Origin of the sequence: Streptomyces sp. NPDC057307, from assembly GCF_042667665.1 — a bacterium.
GTDB lineage: Bacteria > Actinomycetota > Actinomycetes > Streptomycetales > Streptomycetaceae > Streptomyces.
The window spans coordinates 36,839-53,644 of the sequence record NZ_JBHUZM010000025.1; the positions used below are offsets into that span (position 1 = coordinate 36,839).

At 69.5% G+C, this 16,806-nt stretch carries 14 protein-coding genes; 6 read left to right on the forward strand and 8 right to left on the reverse strand.

The window, feature by feature from the left end; genetic code table 11:
• Window positions 1–1,659 carry a choice-of-anchor I family protein gene (locus ACFUN8_RS12600; protein ID WP_383635038.1) on the reverse strand — a complete coding sequence of 553 codons (1,659 nt, stop codon included), beginning with the start codon at window positions 1,657–1,659 and terminating at the stop codon, window positions 1–3.
• Between the two features lie 194 nt (window positions 1,660–1,853).
• On the opposite strand from ACFUN8_RS12600, the gene ACFUN8_RS12605 reads away from it, so the two are divergent.
• Both ACFUN8_RS12605 and ACFUN8_RS12610 read left to right on the forward strand, forming a co-directional pair.
• Window positions 1,854–3,065: a pyridoxal phosphate-dependent aminotransferase gene (locus ACFUN8_RS12605; protein ID WP_383635040.1), complete on the forward strand. Its 1,212-nt coding sequence runs from the start codon at window positions 1,854–1,856 to the stop codon at window positions 3,063–3,065.
• Window positions 3,066–3,145: 80 nt separating this feature from the next.
• Entirely contained in the window at window positions 3,146–3,550 is a 405-nt protein-coding gene (locus ACFUN8_RS12610; RefSeq protein ID WP_383635042.1) for a hypothetical protein, read from the forward strand.
• A 32-nt stretch (window positions 3,551–3,582) separates the two neighbouring features.
• On the opposite strand, the gene ACFUN8_RS12615 is transcribed toward ACFUN8_RS12610, so the two are convergent.
• On the reverse strand, window positions 3,583–3,807 hold the full coding sequence (locus ACFUN8_RS12615) for a hypothetical protein (RefSeq protein WP_383635044.1): 225 nt from the start codon (window positions 3,805–3,807) through the stop codon (window positions 3,583–3,585).
• A gap of 142 nt (window positions 3,808–3,949) precedes the next feature.
• The gene (locus ACFUN8_RS12620) at window positions 3,950–4,294 is read right to left on the reverse strand and encodes a VOC family protein (protein ID WP_383635046.1); all 345 of its coding nucleotides are present in this window, start codon (window positions 4,292–4,294) and stop codon (window positions 3,950–3,952) included.
• Between the two features lie 310 nt (window positions 4,295–4,604).
• Here ACFUN8_RS12620 and ACFUN8_RS12625 point away from each other — a divergent pair, with 310 nt between their 5' ends.
• Both ACFUN8_RS12625 and ACFUN8_RS12630 read left to right on the forward strand, forming a co-directional pair.
• Window positions 4,605–5,162 carry an EF-hand domain-containing protein gene (locus ACFUN8_RS12625; protein ID WP_383635048.1) on the forward strand — a complete coding sequence of 186 codons (558 nt, stop codon included), beginning with the start codon at window positions 4,605–4,607 and terminating at the stop codon, window positions 5,160–5,162.
• Window positions 5,163–5,233: 71 nt separating this feature from the next.
• The gene (locus ACFUN8_RS12630) at window positions 5,234–5,938 is read left to right on the forward strand and encodes a TenA family transcriptional regulator (RefSeq protein WP_383635050.1); all 705 of its coding nucleotides are present in this window, start codon (window positions 5,234–5,236) and stop codon (window positions 5,936–5,938) included.
• 135 nt (window positions 5,939–6,073) lie between these two features.
• Here ACFUN8_RS12630 and ACFUN8_RS12635 read toward each other — a convergent pair whose 3' ends face one another.
• Window positions 6,074–7,891 carry a phosphoenolpyruvate carboxykinase (GTP) gene (locus ACFUN8_RS12635; protein WP_383635102.1) on the reverse strand — a complete coding sequence of 606 codons (1,818 nt, stop codon included), beginning with the start codon at window positions 7,889–7,891 and terminating at the stop codon, window positions 6,074–6,076.
• A 373-nt stretch (window positions 7,892–8,264) separates the two neighbouring features.
• Between ACFUN8_RS12635 and ACFUN8_RS12640 the strand changes: the two genes are divergently transcribed.
• Window positions 8,265–8,888: a hemolysin III family protein gene (locus tag ACFUN8_RS12640; protein ID WP_383635104.1), complete on the forward strand. Its 624-nt coding sequence runs from the start codon at window positions 8,265–8,267 to the stop codon at window positions 8,886–8,888.
• A gap of 181 nt (window positions 8,889–9,069) precedes the next feature.
• Complete coding sequence (locus tag ACFUN8_RS12645; protein WP_383635052.1) at window positions 9,070–9,699, forward strand: TetR/AcrR family transcriptional regulator; 630 nt, start codon at window positions 9,070–9,072, stop codon at window positions 9,697–9,699.
• 39 nt (window positions 9,700–9,738) lie between these two features.
• Here ACFUN8_RS12645 and ACFUN8_RS12650 read toward each other — a convergent pair whose 3' ends face one another.
• The 4 genes from ACFUN8_RS12650 to ACFUN8_RS12665 all read right to left on the reverse strand — a co-directional run bounded on the left by ACFUN8_RS12650 (window position 9,739) and on the right by ACFUN8_RS12665 (window position 16,572).
• Window positions 9,739–12,117: a galactose oxidase-like domain-containing protein gene (locus ACFUN8_RS12650; protein ID WP_383635107.1), complete on the reverse strand. Its 2,379-nt coding sequence runs from the start codon at window positions 12,115–12,117 to the stop codon at window positions 9,739–9,741.
• An 86-nt stretch (window positions 12,118–12,203) separates the two neighbouring features.
• On the reverse strand, window positions 12,204–13,457 hold the full coding sequence (locus ACFUN8_RS12655) for a glycosyltransferase (protein ID WP_383635054.1): 1,254 nt from the start codon (window positions 13,455–13,457) through the stop codon (window positions 12,204–12,206).
• Window positions 13,454–15,274, reverse strand: a complete 1,821-nt coding sequence (locus ACFUN8_RS12660; RefSeq protein ID WP_383635056.1) for an ArnT family glycosyltransferase — start codon at window positions 15,272–15,274, stop codon at window positions 13,454–13,456. Before ACFUN8_RS12660 ends, ACFUN8_RS12655 begins: the two co-directional genes overlap by 4 nt.
• Window positions 15,271–16,572: a glycosyltransferase gene (locus ACFUN8_RS12665; RefSeq protein WP_383635058.1), complete on the reverse strand. Its 1,302-nt coding sequence runs from the start codon at window positions 16,570–16,572 to the stop codon at window positions 15,271–15,273. The genes ACFUN8_RS12660 and ACFUN8_RS12665 overlap by 4 nt, the downstream gene beginning before the upstream one ends.
• Window positions 16,573–16,806: the final 234 nt, after the last annotated feature.

Sequence of the window (16,806 nt, forward strand, 5' to 3'; positions counted from 1 at the left end):
TTACGCCTTGCCGACCCGGTAGACCGACGTCGTACCGCTCACCTCGTTGCCGACCACCAGCAGCGCCTCACCGGTCGGGCTGTCCTTCGCGGCGACGAACAGCACGCCCTCCGGACCCAGGTCCCCCGCCGTACCGGCCTCCGGATCGCCGTCGAAATCACGGGAGTTGACGTATCCGGCGGCCTTCGGGCGGCGCGGGTCGCTCAGGTCGTACGCCGCGATGCCGCCGGGCCGCTCCAGGCCGACGAAGGCGTACGTCGTACCGCGCACCGATCCGGTGGTGATGCCCTCCGGCTCGGGACCCTTGCTGTCGCTGCGGCTGTCGGGGTCGTTCTCGGCGTTGTCGGTGTTGAAGTTCTCCGGGAACGCCTTCGCCGTCAGCTGCTCCAGGTCGTCCCCGGAGTCCCAGACGAGCCGGCCGCGCTCGTCGCGTACGGAGATGGAGCGACCGCCGAGCGAGTTCAGCTCGGTGACCCGGCCCTGGCTGTCGACCGGTGAGGTGCTGGTGATGTTGAGGCGGCCGAGCGCGTCGTCCTTCTGGAGCGCGGCGGCGTCCGGGAACGCCTTCGGGTTCAGCTCGACGTCCTTGACCCGCACCTCCTCGGCGAAGCAGTCCCAGTCGCGGGCGTCGCCCTCGTTGGCGCTGACGGTGTACTCGCCGCGCGAGGAGCCGGAGCGCGCGGTGAAGGCGTGGATCCCGTCGGGCTTGTACAGGCCCTTGACCTGCCAGGTCCGGATGTTCACGCCGTCCTTGTCGGAGGCGTCCAGGCCATTGCCGGGCCTGGAGTGGTCCTTCTCGCCGAGCGGGACGATCTTCTGGACCTCGGCGCGGCGCAGGTCGACGAGCGCGAGCGCGTTGTTCTCCTGGAGGGTGACCCAGGCGGTGCGGCCGTCCTCGGACACGGCCACGTACTCGGGCTCGATGTCCTGGCTGACGGAGGCGTTCGGACCGTAGATCAGTACGCCGTCCCGGGTCAGGTCCTTCTTCTTGCGGTCCCACTTCTCGAAGCCGGCGGTGCGCGCGGTGGCGCGGCGCAGGTCGCCGCCGCGGCCCCGGTCGAGATCGATGACGCTGATCGAGCCGACGGGGTCGGTGCCGGCGGGCTCCTCGCCGCCGGGCGGGCAGTACGAGTCGGGCTCGCCCTCGTTCGCGACGACGACGCGGTCACCCTCCGGGGTGAACGTCACCATGTCGGGCAGGGCGCCGACGCGTACCTCTTTCAGCTTGCGGCCGTCGGAGGCGCGGAAGAACGAGACGGTGCCCCGGTCGGTCTTGGCCCCGGCCTGCTGGGCGACGGCGACCAGGCCGTCGTGGACGCTGACGCTGTTGGCGCCGGGCGTGGCCAACTGGCCGGTCCTGCGGGGCTCGGCGGGGTTCCGGATGTCGAGGATGTCGACGGTGCCGGCCTGCGCGTTGATCGTGAAGACCCGGCGGGTCCGGGCGTCGTACGCGGTGATCTCCGCGCCGCCCTCGTCGTACTTGCCGCTCTCGTAGCGGCCGAGGAGAGTGAGGTCGAGCGTGCCGCCGTGGCTGTCGCCGTGGCCGGGCTTTCCGTGCGAGCCGTGCGAGCCGGTGGCCTGCGCCGACGGCAGCAGTGCGGTGGTGGCGGCCATGACCGTGACGGTGGCCAGGGCGAGGAGTGTGCTGCGCTTCTTCATGAGCGCCCAGCGTTGTGCGCACCCCCGCTGCCCGGGTGAACTGACCGGGCCTCCCAGGTGAACACTGCCTCAACAAAATACGGGCCCGCCGGGCGTCCCGCCGGGCGTCCGTCCGCCCTCCCCGTCTCACACTCCGGACCGACGTGGTCAAAAACACCAGGCGCCTCGCGAAACCCGGTCGTAAGCTCGCCGTCATGCAGGTCATCCAGTCAACCAAGCTCGCCAATGTCTGTTACGAGATCCGGGGTCCCGTCCTCGACGAGGCGATGCGGCTGGAGGCAGCAGGCCACCGCATCCTCAAGCTCAACACCGGGAACCCGGCGGCCTTCGGCTTCGAATGCCCGCCGGAGATCCTGGAGGACGTCCTCCGCAACCTCGGCGACGCGCACGGCTACGGCGACGCGAAGGGTCTGCTGTCCGCGCGGCGCGCGGTGATGCAGCACTACCAGACCAAGGACATCGAGCTGGACGTCGAGGACATCTACCTCGGCAACGGCGTGTCCGAACTGATCCAGATGTCGATGCAGGCGCTGCTCGACGACGGCGACGAGGTCCTCGTACCGGCGCCGGACTATCCGCTGTGGACCGCGTCCGTCTCCCTGGCCGGCGGCACCGCCGTGCACTACCGCTGCGACGAGCAGGCGGAGTGGATGCCGGACCTGGCCGATGTCGAGCGCAGGATCACCGACCGCACCAAGGCGATCGTGATCATCAACCCGAACAACCCGACCGGCGCCGTCTACAGCGACGAGATGCTGCGCGGCCTCACGGAGATCGCGCGCAGGCACAGCCTGATCGTCTGCTCGGACGAGATCTACGACCGGATCCTGTACGACGGCGCGACCCACACCCCGACCGCCGCCATCGCACCCGATCTGCTGACCCTCACCTTCAACGGCCTGTCGAAGAACTACCGCGTCGCCGGTTTCCGCTCCGGCTGGCTGGCGGTCTGCGGCCCGAAGAAGCACGCGACGTCCTACATCGAGGGCCTGACGATCCTGGCCAACATGCGGCTGTGCGCCAACATGCCCTCGCAGCACGCGGTGGCGACGGCGCTGGGCGGCCGGCAGTCGATCGACGACCTCGTCCTGCCGGGCGGACGCATCCTGGAGCAGCGGAACACGGCGTACGACCTGCTGACGCGGATCCCGGGCGTCACCTGCGTGAAGCCGAAGGGCGCGCTCTATCTCTTCCCGCGGCTCGATCCGAAGGTCTACAAGATCAAGGACGACCGGCAGATGGTCCTCGACCTGCTGCAGCGCGAGAAGATCATGGTCGTGCACGGTACGGGCTTCAACTGGCCGGAGCCCGACCACTTCCGGATCGTGACGCTCCCGGCGGCACGGGAGCTGGCGGACGCGGTGACCCGGATCGGGAACTTCCTGGACGGCTACTCGCAGCCGTAGAGCCACCGCCTCGACTGGACTCAACTTTAGACTGATTCCAATGTAGGATGGTCTCCTGACGACGCCGGGAGACCATCCTCATGTACGAGCCGATCCGCACCAAGTCGGTCCACTCGCCGGCCGACGCCGACTTCCCCCACCGCACGCGCGAGGAGGAGCTGGACATCCAGCTCGCCGGCCATCTCGCGGCACTGCTGGCCGTCACCGACGACCTCGGCCTCGACGGTGCGGCGACCCTGATCGCCCACCAGATCACCCGCCTGCGCGGCACCCCACCACCCCGCGGCTCCACCCCGTCCCCCGACTCCCCCGCGCCCCTGCACCACCGCGCGCTGGCCCTGGCGGGCCGAGCACTGGTGGTGGCGGCCTCCCGCGCGGACACGGCGGCGGCCATCCTCGCGGCGGAACGCATGGACGCCCACACGGCGGCGCTCCGAACCCTGGAGAACCACCCGTCCGAGCCGCTGGCGGCGGCCACCCGCTGAGTCGCTGCCTCGGGGGCGGGGTCGTGTGTGCGTCAGATCGGCAGGTTCCAGCCGGGCCCGTCCTCGGCGCCGAGCCACACACGCTGACCGGCGGCCGAAACCGTGATGCCGAATCCCTCCTGGTGGGGTTCGTCGGCGGCCTGCCAGGTCCGCACCGCCCGCTCGACCCGATCCCACAGGTGTACGGGCCCGCGCTGCACGACGGTCCACCCGCCGTTGGGGTCGGGGGTCGTCCGGGCCTGCGAACCGCTGGACACGTCCCAGAGGATCTGCTCCGCCCCCGTTCCCATGCGTTCGGCCGAGGGCGCCGCGAGCGAGCGCCGCCGGACGTCTCGGTAATGCGGGTGCGGCACATGTCGAGGGCGGGGACGAGCGTCGGCTGGACCCGGTCCAGGGCGCTCACTGGGTGGGTGCCTCGGCGAGCGAGAGGCTGTTCCCGTCGGGATCCAGCACGACGACGTGGCGTACGCCGTTGCTGTAGATCTCGACCGGTTCGTGGTCGATCCCGTGTGCGGCGAGTCGGGCCAGGATGTCGTCGAGGTCGTGCACGCCGAGCGTGATCATCGCTCCGCCCACCCGCTCGGCGCGCACGTCCCGGTCGTCAACGACGACCCACGCGTTCTCACCGACCCGCCACAGGTACTCCTCGCCGATGATCTCGTCCGCTGGGCGCCCGAAGAACACCTCGAACCACTCCAGTGCCTTGATCCGGTCACTCACGCACATGACGCTGTACAGGTCCATTCAGTCGCTCCTCAGAGTCGTTTCGGAAGTTGGACCACTCCCGTGACCGAAACTCATCGGGCCCGGCGAGGTGGCGCTTCGAGTCGCTGCCTCGGGGGCAGCCTCGCCACCCGGGCTCGGGCTTTCATGGCGTGGGCTGTCGGACATGAAACCGCCAGTCGGACTACTCACTCATATGAGTGGTGAAGCTTTGGGGCCGGCATCCGGGAAGGGAAACGCTGTCACCCTGAGGTACGAGTCGTTGCTCGTGGACCGGGTCGCGGGGTGGTAGGCACATCGCCCTCCGCACAAGGGAATTCGAGGTCTTCGCATGCCGGAAAGATCCATCATCCACAGCAAGGCCGAGCACTACTACAACGTGTTCCATCACGAGCGCGACGGATGGGTCGGCGAGACCGATGTGTACGCGTGGGTGGGCCGGACCACGCGGGAGTTCGGGCTCGCGCCGGGGACCGTCCCGGCCGACGCGCTGCAGCGATCCCTTCTGGAGTACTGGAAGAGGCTGTTCGTCCCTATGGACACGGACGGGGACGGCGTCGTCTCACGCGACGAATTCCTGGCCGGATTCGTCAGTCTGGAGAACAGGCCGGACGACTACGCGCGGATCGTCACACCGTCCGCCAAGGTCTTCGTGGCCACCGCCGACGTCGACGGAGACGGCGAGCTGGACAAGTCCGAGTTCAAGCGCCTGTTCCAGTCGTCCTTCGCGTTGAGCGACGAGGACATCGACGTGTCGTTCGCCGACATCGACACCGACGGCTCCGGCTCCATCTCGACCGACGAGTTGAGAGCGGCCATTCGCGTGTTCCACAGCAGTGTCGATCCGGACGACCGAGGTCACCGCCTCCTGGGGGCCTTGCGGTCTTGAGCCAGCAGCACCGGGGGGCTCCACCCGTCCCGCATCGAGCCGTGCTCAGGAACGACACCAGGAGCAGGACCGTGACCACTCATCCGCGGACGACCGAGGCCCCGCTGGTGACAGCGCGGGCCAGGCACATCGTGGCCGAGACCGGTGTCCTGGACAATCCGTACTTCCGAACGCTGGTGGACGGAAGCATGTCGCTGGCGGGCTTCCGTACAAGCCAGGAGCAACTCGGTTTCGCCGTAACCTACTTCGCCCGTCCGATGGCCGCGCTGGTGTCCCGCGTCGAGAACCCCGCGGACCGCGTCGGCATCCTGGGCAATGTCGTGGAAGAACACGGCGGATTCCGTCCTCAGGAATTCCATCACGAGACCTTCCGCCGATTTCTGGCCAGCATCGGCAGCGACCCCGTACGGCTGAACGACCTGACGATGATTCCTGCCGTCCACGCGTACAACAGCGTTCTCAGTGCGGTGTGTACGTTGGAGGACCCGCAGGTGGGAATCGCCTGTATGGGGGCGATCGAGTACGCGTTCGCCTCGGTGTCCGCCATCACGGGCGACGCGGCCGTGAACCGCGGTTGGGTCGCTCAGGCCGACCTGACGCACTACGGCGTCCACTCCGAGATCGACGAGCAGCACGCGGAGGACTTCTTCCTGCTGCTGGAACCCCACCACGGGAACCCGGCCGCACGACGCCGAATCGACCAGGGCCTCGGCCTGGGCGCCTACGTGCTGAACCGCCTCTACAGCGATCTCTCCGAACTGGCTCGTTCACAGTAAGGCGGGAGGCCGCATCAGGTTCATCACGCCGGTCGGCGCGGGATCCTGACGACACACCGAGGCCCCCGGAGCCGTGAGGGATGGGCTCCGGGGGCTGTTCTCGGAGGGTGGTCAGGGGTGCCCGAAGGGCGGTGGTCAGGACAGGCGGGCCACCAACGCCTCGTACTCCGCCCACAGTTCCGGCGGCGTGTGCGTGCCGAAGGTGTTCAGGTGGGCCGGGACCAGGGACGCCTCCTCGCGCCAGACCTCCTTGTCGACCGTGAGCAGGAAGTCCAGGTCCGCGTCCGAGAGGTCGAGGCCGGCCGTGTCCAGGGCGCCCTTCGCCGGGAGGATGCCGATCGGGGAATCGACGCCCTCGCCCTCGCCCTCCAGGCGCTCCACGATCCACTTCAGTACGCGGCCGTTCTCGCCGAAGCCGGGCCAGACGAACTTGCCCGCCTCGTTCTTGCGGAACCAGTTGACGTAGTAGATCTTCGGGAGCTTGGACTCCTCACCACGGGCCGCCGCCGTGGCGCCGATCTTGACCCAGTGGGCCATGTAGTCGCCCATGTTGTAGCCGCAGAACGGCAGCATCGCGAAGGGGTCGCGGCGCAGCTCGCCCACCTTGCCCTCGGCGGCGGCGGTCTTCTCGGAGGCGACGTTCGCGCCGAGGAAGACGCCGTGCTGCCAGTTGAACGACTCCGTCACCAGCGGTACGGCGGAGGCGCGCCGTCCGCCGAAGAGGATCGCCGAGATCGGGACGCCCTTGGGGTCCTCCCACTCGGGCGCGATGATCGGGCACTGGCCGGCCGGCACGGTGAAGCGGGCGTTGGGGTGGGCGGCCGGGGTCCCGGACTCCGGGGTCCAGTCGTTGCCCTTCCAGTCCGTGAGGTGCGCGGGCGGCTCCTCGGTCATGCCCTCCCACCACACGTCGCCGTCGTCGGTGAGCGCGACGTTCGTGAAGACGGAGTTGCCCCACATCGTCTTCATGGCATTGGCGTTGGTGTGCTCACCGGTGCCGGGCGCGACGCCGAAGAAGCCCGCCTCCGGGTTGATCGCGTAGAGCCTGCCGTCCTCGCCGAACCGCATCCACGCGATGTCGTCGCCGATCGTCTCGACGGTCCAGCCGGAGATGGTGGGCTCCAGCATGGCGAGGTTGGTCTTGCCGCAGGCCGAAGGGAAGGCGGCGGCCACGTACTTGGACTCCCCGCGCGGCGGCGTGAGCTTGAGGATCAGCATGTGCTCGGCGAGCCAGCCCTCGTCGCGTGCCATGACGGAGGCGATGCGCAGCGCGTAACACTTCTTGCCCAGCAGCGCGTTGCCGCCGTATCCGGAGCCGTACGACCAGATCTCGCGGTCCTCGGGGAAGTGCGAGATGTACTTGGTGGTGTTGCAAGGCCACGGCACGTCGGTCTCGCCGGGGGCGAGCGGCGCACCCAGCGTGTGGACGGCCTTGACGAAGAAGCCGTCGTCGCCGAGTTCGTCCAGGACGTGCTGTCCCATGCGGGTCATGGTGCGCATGGAGGCCGCGACATACGCGGAGTCGGTGATCTCGACGCCGATCGCGGAGAGCGGCGAGCCGACCGGGCCCATGCAGAACGGGACGACGTACATGGTCCGGCCGCGCATCGAGCCGCGGAAGACGCCCTGCTCGCCGGTGAAGATGTCGCGCATCTCCGCCGGGGCCTTCCACTTGTTGGTGGGGCCCGCGTCCTCCTCCTTCTCGGAGCAGATGAACGTGCGGTCCTCGACACGCGCCACGTCGGTGGGGTCGGAGGCCGCGTAGTACGAGTTGGGGCGCTTGATCGGGTCGAGCTTCGTGAACGTGCCCTTCGCCACGAGCTCCCCGCACAGGCGCTCGTACTCGGCCTCCGAGCCGTCGCACCAGATCACCCGGTCCGGCAGGGTGAGAGCCGCGATCTCGTCGACCCAGGTCACCAGCTCCTGGTGACGGGTCGGGGCGGTGGGAGCCACGGGATTGAGGGGGTCTCCGCTGGAAACCTCTGCGTCGCGCGCCACGGTTACTCCTTGATGAGGGTTTGTAGGTGTATGCCCCGTGGGGGCTGCGACCCGGACGCTTCGTTATCGCTCATCCGGTGCCGACCGCACTCATTTGATCATCCGACCCCCGCGCCCATCTGTCCAGAGGGCCGCACACGTGAGCATCGCCACTCCCACCCGTCCCCTGCCGGTGCGCGGGCCGCCTGAAGCAGCCATACCTATCCGGAACCTACGGTCCCGTAGGTAGCATGAGCGCATGACTTCTCCCGCGTCCGACTCGCTCGCGAACCCTCGACAACCCGAAGGGGGACCGACCGAGATCCAGCTGCCGACCCCGGCCAAGCCGATGATGCGCGGCTGGCTGCACATGGGGATGTTCCCGGCCGTCGTGATCGCGGGAGTCGCGCTGATCGCGCTGGCCGAGTCCACCGAGGCGCGGATCGCCTGCGCGATCTTCGTCGCCACGGCCTGTCTGCTCTTCGGCGTCAGCGGCGTTTACCACCGCGGCAATTGGGGCCCGCGGGGCGAAGCCGTACTGCGCCGGCTCGATCACGCCAATATCTTCCTGATCATCGCGGGCACCTACACGCCGCTGACGGTGCTGCTGCTGCCCGACTCGACCGGCCGGACGCTGCTGTGGGCGGTCTGGATCGCGGCGGCGGGAGGTATCGCGTTCCGGGTCTTCTGGGTCGGCGCCCCGCGCTGGCTCTACACCCCCTGCTACATCGCGATGGGCTGGGCCGCCGTCTTCTTCCTGCCGGACTTCCTGCGTACGGGCGGGATCGTCGTCCTCGTCCTGATCGTCGTGGGCGGGCTGCTCTACAGCGCGGGCGGTGTGATCTACGGACTCAAGCGCCCCAATCCGTCACCGCAGTGGTTCGGCTTCCACGAGGTGTTCCACTCGCTCACGCTCGCCGCGTTCGTCGTGCACTACGTCGGGATCTCGCTGGTGGCGTACAGGCAGACCTGACGCCGGCACCGGGCACGGCACTGCTGGGCACCCTGCCGGCCGCCGTGTACACGGACCGGCTCGACGCCTCGGGCTGTGTACACGGACCGGCTCGACGCCCCGGGCCCGCCCGCGTGGACCCGGCCTCCGAGGAGCCCGACGACGTGGTGGGCGCGCCGGAGAATGCCCGACAATAAGCGGCATGACCGCCTCCGCACCCCCCTCCCCCGACGGCGACGCGCGACAGCCCCGACCGGGTCTGCGTGAACGCAAGAAGCTCAAGACCCGCGTCGCGATCCGCGAAGCGATGTACCGGCTCATCGACGAGCAGGGCTACGAGGCGACCACGATCGAACAGATCGCGGCGGCGGCCGAGGTCTCCCCTTCCACCGTCTTCCGCTACTTCCCGACGAAGGAAGACATCGTCCTCACCGACGAGTTCGACCCCGTCATGGAGACGGCGATCCGCGCCCGCCCGGCCGACGAGCCGCCGCTGGAGTCGGTGCGTGTCGTGCTGCGGCACGCCGTCGAGACGATCCTCGTCGACCGGTCCGAGGAGTTCGTCCAGCGCAGCAAGCTGATGCTGGGGATCCCCGCCGTACGGGCCCGGATGACCGAGACCATGGCGGAGACCTCGCTCCCGCTGTCCCGCGCGGTCGCGGACCGCGCGGGGCGTGCGGAGGGCGATCTGGAGGTCCGGGTCTTCACCGCCTCGGTGATGGCGGCGCTGCGGGAGGTGACGATCCACTGGGCCGAGCACGGCCAGAAGGACGATCTGGCCGTGCTCATCGACCGCGGGCTCGACACGCTCAAGGGCGGTCTCACGCTGTAGGACCGGGGGGGGCGGGCCTGCCGGGTCTGCCAACGCGCCTCAGGCGCACGCCCTCCCGTCCCGGTCCGGGTCCAGCCGCAGCGGATCGTCCTTGCCGTTGACCTTCAGCGCGCCGTAGCCGTTGGCGGCGAGCCAGTCGCAGCGCGCCACGGTCACCGTCTCGCGCTTCGTCGCCTTCACCGTCTCCGGGAAGACCGTCGGCACGCACACGTTCGCCGATCCGTAGTGCCGGTCGCAGCCCGAGATCTGTGGACTCACCGGCGCCGAACTCCGCTTCTTCACGGGCTTCTTGGCCGGCTTCGCCAACTCGCCCGCGAAATCGTGGGCATGGGCGGTCGCCGACCTGTCGGCCAGCGCCGCCGGTCCGCTCAGCTTCACCCACTCGGCCACCGACGGCACCCCGTTGGCGTCGACCGCGAAGAGCATGTACCACCCCGGCGGCGCGATGTTCGGATTGCTCGTCACATTCAGATCGACGGTGTTCCCGTCGACCGTCAACGGCAGGTCCACGAAACGCTGGTTGGGATCCGACGAGTGCGTCACCGCCGCCGGCCGGATCAACTCGGCCTTGGCGATGGGCCGGTCGACCGTGATCCGTTGCGTGTCGCCGTAGTTCCACTCCGGGTCGATCAGCGAAGTGATCTCCGGCCGGGGCCCCTTGAAGAGATACGGCGGTGTGTAGAGCGACACCTGGTGGTTCCAGGAGCCGTTGCCCGGGTTGTCGCCCGTCGTCATGACCCGCCCGTCGGGGAGCAGGAACGCCGACGAGTGGTAGCCGCGCGCCTCCGGGTCGGTGGCCACCTTGTCGTACGTCTCCGTCACCGGGTCGAAGACCGACGTGGAGAAGACCGGGTCGGCCCGGTTGTGCAGCCCGCCGCCGGTCTCCAGCACCTTGCCGTCCGGCAGCAGCACCGCGGAGCCGTACATCTTGCCCTGGTCGCCGGTCTGCGGCTGCGGCCCGCCGGGAGCGCCCAGGTCCACGGTGCCCTGCGGCAGCGGCGGTCCGGCCCGGTACTGAGGGTTCGGCTCCTTGAGGTCGATGATGTCGGTGAGCCGGTTCGCGTCCGGGTTGGAGTTGATGTTCCCGCCGCCGATGGTCAGCACCTTCTGGTCCTGGGCCGGGGGCAGGAGGACGCTGGCGGACTGGTCGCGCTCGTCCTTGTTCCGCAGGCCGGGCACGTCCGTGATCGTGTTGGCGTCGTAGTCGTAGACCGAGGCGCCGGTGCCGGGTGTGCCGTTGCCGAAGGTGTGGCTGCCGGTGTAGAAGAGACGGCCGTCCTGCATCAGCACCATCGCCGGGTACAGGCCCCAGTACGACCAGGTCTGGTTGACCTCTCCGGGCGGCAGCCACTTCTCCTCGGCGGCCGACCACCGGTCGGCGGTCACCGAGCCCGACGAGTCCTCGCGCAGCCCGCCGAAGGACAGCACGTCGCCGTTGCCCATGATCGTGGCGGACGGGTACCAGTGCCCGTCGTTCATGTCGTTGGTCCTGCTGTACGTCTCGGTGGCCGGGTCGAAGATGTACGAGTCCTTGTAACCCTGGTAGCCGACGGTGCCGTCCGCCGACGGATAGCCCTTGTTGCCGCTCATCACCAGCACACGGCCGTCGGACAGTTGGACGTGTCCCGAGCAGAACATGTCGTCGGGCGTGGGGATCGTCTCGTACGTCCCGTCCTCGGGGTCGTACACCGCCGAGGTGAAGGTGCCCGCCTCGAACCGCTCCGGGTCGTTGCCGGACCCGGCGATCAGCAGCACCTTGCCGTTGTTGAGGACCACCGAGTGCATGGAACGCACCGGATTCTCCGTCTCCAGCACCTCCCAGCGGCCGTCGCCGCAGTCGGCGGCGGTGCCCGTGCACTCCGGGTCGGGCGGCGGGACGGCGACCTCCTCCATGCCGTAGTCGTCCGTGGTGGCGCTGCCGGTGCCGAAGACGGAGACGCCCCAGCTGATCCGGTCGGTGCCGGGCGGTACGACGGGGGTACGGACCTCCGCGCGCTGGTAACCGGCGCTCAGATCAAGGGTTTTGAGGTCGGTCCAGTACTGCCAGCCGGCCGTGGTGTCGTGCCGGAAGAGCGTGATCGCCGCGTCCGGGGTCGTGGACTTGTACCAGAGGGAGAGGTCGTACTGCTTCGCCGGCTGTACGGCGGGGGCGCACGCGGCCGACTCGGTGACCAGCGCCTTGCGGTCGCCGTCGACCCGCCGGGTCAGCTCGACCTTGAGCGCCTTGGTGCCGCCGTGCGCGTCGGCGACGGTGGTGAAGGTGAAGTCGTTGTCGCCCCAGCCGGACTGCGACCAGCAGTCCGGCATCGCGGCGCCGCCCCCGGCGCCGGGGGTCTCGAAGCCGGGGTTCTTGACGAGGTTGGGGCCGGCGGTGGCGGGCTGCTGGACGCCGACGCTGAGCAGCAGCCCGGCGGTCAGCGACGTGACGGCGAGCAGCGCGGTACGACGGCTGGTACGGCGGCTGCTACGGCGGCCGCTCCGGGCCGGTGGTCTGCGGAACGGGGTCACCGGCTCGTCCTCCCGCTCCGTGCCGGAGAGGTCGCCGCGGAGACCGCGGCTTCGGCGGCGCGGCCACGTGCCCGCCGCCCCCACCGCCCCTTCGGCAGATACACCAGCGTCTCGGTCCCCGCGAACCGCAGCACGAACGTCGCCAGCATCGCCAGCACCGTCGCGGGCATGACCTCCATCCCCAACTCCCTTACGAACAGCGCGATCAGCGGTATCCGCAGCAGCAGATCGGCGTTGGCGAGCACCGCGAAGCGCCCCACCCGGTCCGCCCAGTGCCGGTGGGCCCGCCTGCCGCGGAACAGCAGCAGCTCGATGAGGACGAAGTTCCACGCCACCCCGAACTGGTTGGCGACGATCTCGGCCGGCAGATAGTGCATCCCGGCGCCCGTCAGGCCGTACAGCGCCAGCAGGTTCGGTACGAAGCCGGTGAGCCCGATCAGTCCGAAGGCCACCATCCGGGCCAGGGGCGACGCCGTACGCAGCTCGACGAGGTGCCGCAGGAACCGCATCCCTTCCCTGGCCGTCGACTTGGACTCGCCCGCGAACCGGTCGCGGAAGACGAACGGCACCTCCGCGACCTGCTGCGGCCGGCACCGTACGGCCAGCTCCAGCAGGATCTTGTAGCCCAGCGGGCGCAGCGCGTCCGCCGTGACCGCGCTGCGCCGGATGGCGAAGAAGCCGCTCATCGGGTCGCTGATGCCGCGCAGCGCGCGCGGGAACAGGCCCTTGGTCAGCCAGGTGGCGGCGCGGGAGACGGCGACGCGGTAGCCGCCGGCGAGTCCGGCCCTGCTGCCGCCGTCGACGTACCGGCTGGCGACCACGAGATCGGCGGTCGACCGCTCACCGGCGGCGACCAACTCCGGTACCAGGGACGGCGGATGCTGGAGGTCGGCGTCCATGACGACGATCCATTCGGACCCGGCGGCGCGCAGTCCTTCGACGACCGCGCCGCCGAGGCCGCCGACCGGTTCGTCCCGGTGGATGACGGCGACGGGGAACGGGCAGTCCTGCGCCGCCTCGGCGATCGCCTCCGGGGTGCCGTCCGTGGAGTCGTCCACGAAGAGGACCTCGCACGGCAGCCGGGACGGTACGGACTCCGTCAGCTGCCGCAGCAACTCCCGTACGTTCGCGGCCTCGTTGAAGGTCGGGATGATGACGGTGACGGCGCCGGGCTCGGCGACGGCCGTCGACTCCAGCTCCGCGTCGCCGAGTTCACCGGTCCCTCGGGGAGGGACAGGAAGAATGCTCATCGTTCGCCTCCCGTGGTTTCCGTGGTTTCCGTGGTTTCCGTCGTCTCCGTGGCGCCCGCAGTGTCCACGGTGTCCGCGCCTCCCGCGGTGTCCACGATCCGCCGGATCTCGATCCGGTCCTCGCCGTCCCCGAAGACGGCCACGGCCTTGGAATGGTTGAGCGCGTCGCGGACTCTCGGCAGGTCGGCGGCGTCGCGCCGGACGGTCGGGGACGCCACGACGTAGTCGATGTCGCGCCAGCCGCCGGGCAGCGTCTTCGTCACGGCGGGGTCGAGGTCGACCTTGTAGAACCAGATGGCACCGAGCCCCGGCTGATATCCGGCGTGCACCAGGTCGAGCCACATCGCGTCGTCCACGAGGACGCGGGCGCCGGCCGGGTCGGGCACCTCGGTCTTCATCCATGAAGTGGCGGCCCGGTAAGGGGCGTTGGCGTCGGCGGTCAGGGCGGTGCGGTTGCCGTCGTACCAGCGGGGTGCGACGTACGCGGCGGAGGCCGCCACCAGCACGGCCACCGCCGTCCACCGCACGGCGGTCAGCCCCCGGCGCTCGTCCGGGCGGCGCCCTCGGCGCAGCAGCGCGTGCGTGACACTGGCCGCGCCGCCCGCCAGCATCAGGGCCAGGAACGGCAGCCCCTGGATGACGTACATCGCCGGGAGGTAGCCGGAGGGCCGCAGCGCCATGGCGATCAGGATCGCGACGGCCAGTGCGGGCCCGGCGAGTGCCCGCGCGGTGACGGACCAGCGGATGGTCAGGAGCAGCCAGAGCGCGCCGGCCATGCCGCCGAACAGCAGGACCTTGTCGTAGTAGAGCCAGGACCGGAGCACACCGTGCGAGCCGGTCCCGGCGTCGAGTATGAAGCCGGAGCCGGGCCTGCTCATCTGGTACATGACGCCGTCCCACAGCGACACATGCCCGCCGCCGGGCAGCAACTCGCCCTTGAGCAGGGCGAAGAGGGGGTACGAGAGGCCGATGACCGCGCAGGCGGTGATGGCTCCGGTGACCGCGAACTTACGGGTGTCGGGGTGCCCGTTGCGCCACATCGTCACCAGTACGGCGGGCAGCACGATGAGCATCGTCTCTTTGGTCAGCACCCCGACGGCGGCGGCGAGTCCGGCGGCGAAGTGGTGCCACAGGTGCCGGTTGGGCGACGCCGCGAGGCAGAAGGCGAGGAGCATCCACATCACGGCGATGTTGTCGAGGAAGATCTCCCGTTGCAGCACGACGGAGAGCGGGGAGAGCCCGAACAGCCCCATCGCGAGTCCGGCGGCCCAGCGCGGCAGCCACAGTCGTCGGGCGAGCACGTAGAGCAGTACGGCGCTGGCCGCGCTGACCAGCAGCATCGCGAAGCGCATCGCGCCGACGGTCATCGACTCGGGCGCGATCAGCGACGGCAGCCAGGTGAGCGCGGCTATCTGTATCCAGCCGAGCGGCGGGTGGTCGTACCAGTAGGTGTAGTGGGCGAGTCCGTCGCCCTGCTGGACGGCCCACGCCTGGGCGAGGTAGGTGCCCTCGTCGTCGCTGAGGGTCGGGTAGTGCTGGATGTTCCAGCCCTGGACGGCCATGATCACCAGAAGCAGGGCCGCACAGAGGAGCAGATCGGCGCGTGAGGTACGGAAGCGGACGACGGGCCGTATGAGCAACTGCCGTTTGTCGAGCCGCCGTTGGGCGTCACCGGCGACCGGCCTCGCGGAACTCGGGGAACTCGGGGACGCCGGCGGGCCCGGTGGGCTCGGGGCAGGACTGAGCTGCGCGGGGGCGATGTCGGTGGTCCGGCCGGTGGCCGTCTCCGTCGCCTCCACGGGGAGGGTCGAGGTCACGCGTGGATGTCCTCTCGGGTTTCTCGGGTCTCGTGGGCCCCGCGGGCCTCGTGGCTCTCTCCGGTGAGATGCGCGCCGACATGACTGGTCAGCTCCCAGTCACGGCGGCCACGCTGCTCGCGCCACACGGCACGGACGGCCGCGCCGGCGAGGAGCACCTGGTAGAAGGGGCCGCCGACGACGAGCTTGAGGTAGTGCGTGAAGCGGACCTTGAGTCCGTACTGCCTGCCGAAGTCATGGAGCCCGACCAGCTCGAACACGAAGGTGACCAGCGCGGTGACGGCCGGCAGGAAGGTGATGAAGGCGATCCCGACGGGCACGTCGAGAAAGAGCGCGATGGCCACGTTGAGCGGGATGACGACGCCGGTGATGGCCTGGAAGAAGGGGGTCATCAGGGTGTAGCGGGCGAGCAACCGCTGCCCGCGCGTGGCCAGTTGGCGCCAGTCGTTCTTCCGGTAGACCTGGAGGAAGCCCTGGTTCCAGCGGGTGCGCTGCTTCAGCAGCGACACCAGCGAGCCGGGCGTCTCCTCGCGGGTGACCATGTCGGAGTCGTACGCGACGACGACCTTCTTGCCGATGCTGGAGAGCCGTACGCCCAGGTCGCAGTCCTCGGCGAGGCAGTCCGGGTCCCAGCCGCCCGCGTCGCGCAGCACGTCGGTCCGTACGAAGACGGTGTTGCCGCCCAGCGGGATGAAGCCCTTCTGCGCGTGCAGGTGCAGCCGGCTGCGGAACCAGAAGAAGTACTCCAGGCAGTTGCGCAGGCTGTACCAGCTGGAGTGGAAGTTGATCAGCTGGACGCCGCCCTGCACGACGTCGGCGCCGGTGGAGCGGAAGGCGTGGTCGACATGGGTGAGCAGTTCCGGGTGGACCTGGTCCTCGGCGTCGAAGACCCCGACCACCTCGCCGGTGCAGTAGGGCAGCGCCGTGTTCAGCGCCTTCGGCTTGTTCTTCGAGAGGTGGGTGTCGACGACGACACGGACCCGGGCGGGATCGCGGGCGGCGGCCCGCTCGGCGACCTCCGCGGTCTCGGGGTCGTCGTGCCCGACGATGACGATGATCTCGAAACGGGTGTGGCTGGACTGCAGCAGCCGTTCGATCGTGTGCTCAAGAACCGCCTGTTCATGACGGGCGGGCAGGAGCAGCGAGAACGACCGCGCCGGCCCCCCGTCGGGCCGGTCGAATCGTGTCGCCGCCAGCGTCTCCGGCGTACGCCAGGCGTGCATCTGCCACCACAACGTGAACGCTGCCATCCAGAACAGCGCCAGCGAAACGGCAGCGATGAATACGGACGTGACCACATGGCCCCCCTCGGCCAAGGGTGAACCGCGGCAAGGCCCCCCTGGCCGCCGGTCCCCCCGGTTTCACCCTGTACGCATGCCCCCCATGCGCACTTGTTGCGTGTCCTTCGTGATGAAGATAGGGGGGAAGTGTGACGACAGAGGGCCCAATTCGATGAACTCTCTATTTAAGTCCGGTTTTGCATGCTTCACAGCGGGCCCGAACTGTGCTTGCGGGGCGGTGGTTGCTACGTA

Excerpts from the sequence above, each read along its gene's own strand:
- ACFUN8_RS12600 (WP_383635038.1), bottom strand. The coding sequence starts at position 1,659 with ATGAAGAAGCGCAGCACACTCCTCGCCCTGGCCACCGTCACGGTCATG.
- ACFUN8_RS12605 (WP_383635040.1), top strand. The coding sequence starts at position 1,854 with ATGCAGGTCATCCAGTCAACCAAGCTCGCCAATGTCTGTTACGAGATC.
- ACFUN8_RS12610 (WP_383635042.1), top strand. The coding sequence starts at position 3,146 with ATGTACGAGCCGATCCGCACCAAGTCGGTCCACTCGCCGGCCGACGCC.
- ACFUN8_RS12620 (WP_383635046.1), bottom strand. The coding sequence starts at position 4,294 with ATGGACCTGTACAGCGTCATGTGCGTGAGTGACCGGATCAAGGCACTG.
- ACFUN8_RS12625 (WP_383635048.1), top strand. The coding sequence starts at position 4,605 with ATGCCGGAAAGATCCATCATCCACAGCAAGGCCGAGCACTACTACAAC.
- ACFUN8_RS12640 (WP_383635104.1), top strand. The coding sequence starts at position 8,265 with ATGATGCGCGGCTGGCTGCACATGGGGATGTTCCCGGCCGTCGTGATC.
- ACFUN8_RS12645 (WP_383635052.1), top strand. The coding sequence starts at position 9,070 with ATGACCGCCTCCGCACCCCCCTCCCCCGACGGCGACGCGCGACAGCCC.
- ACFUN8_RS12655 (WP_383635054.1), bottom strand. The coding sequence starts at position 13,457 with ATGAGCATTCTTCCTGTCCCTCCCCGAGGGACCGGTGAACTCGGCGAC.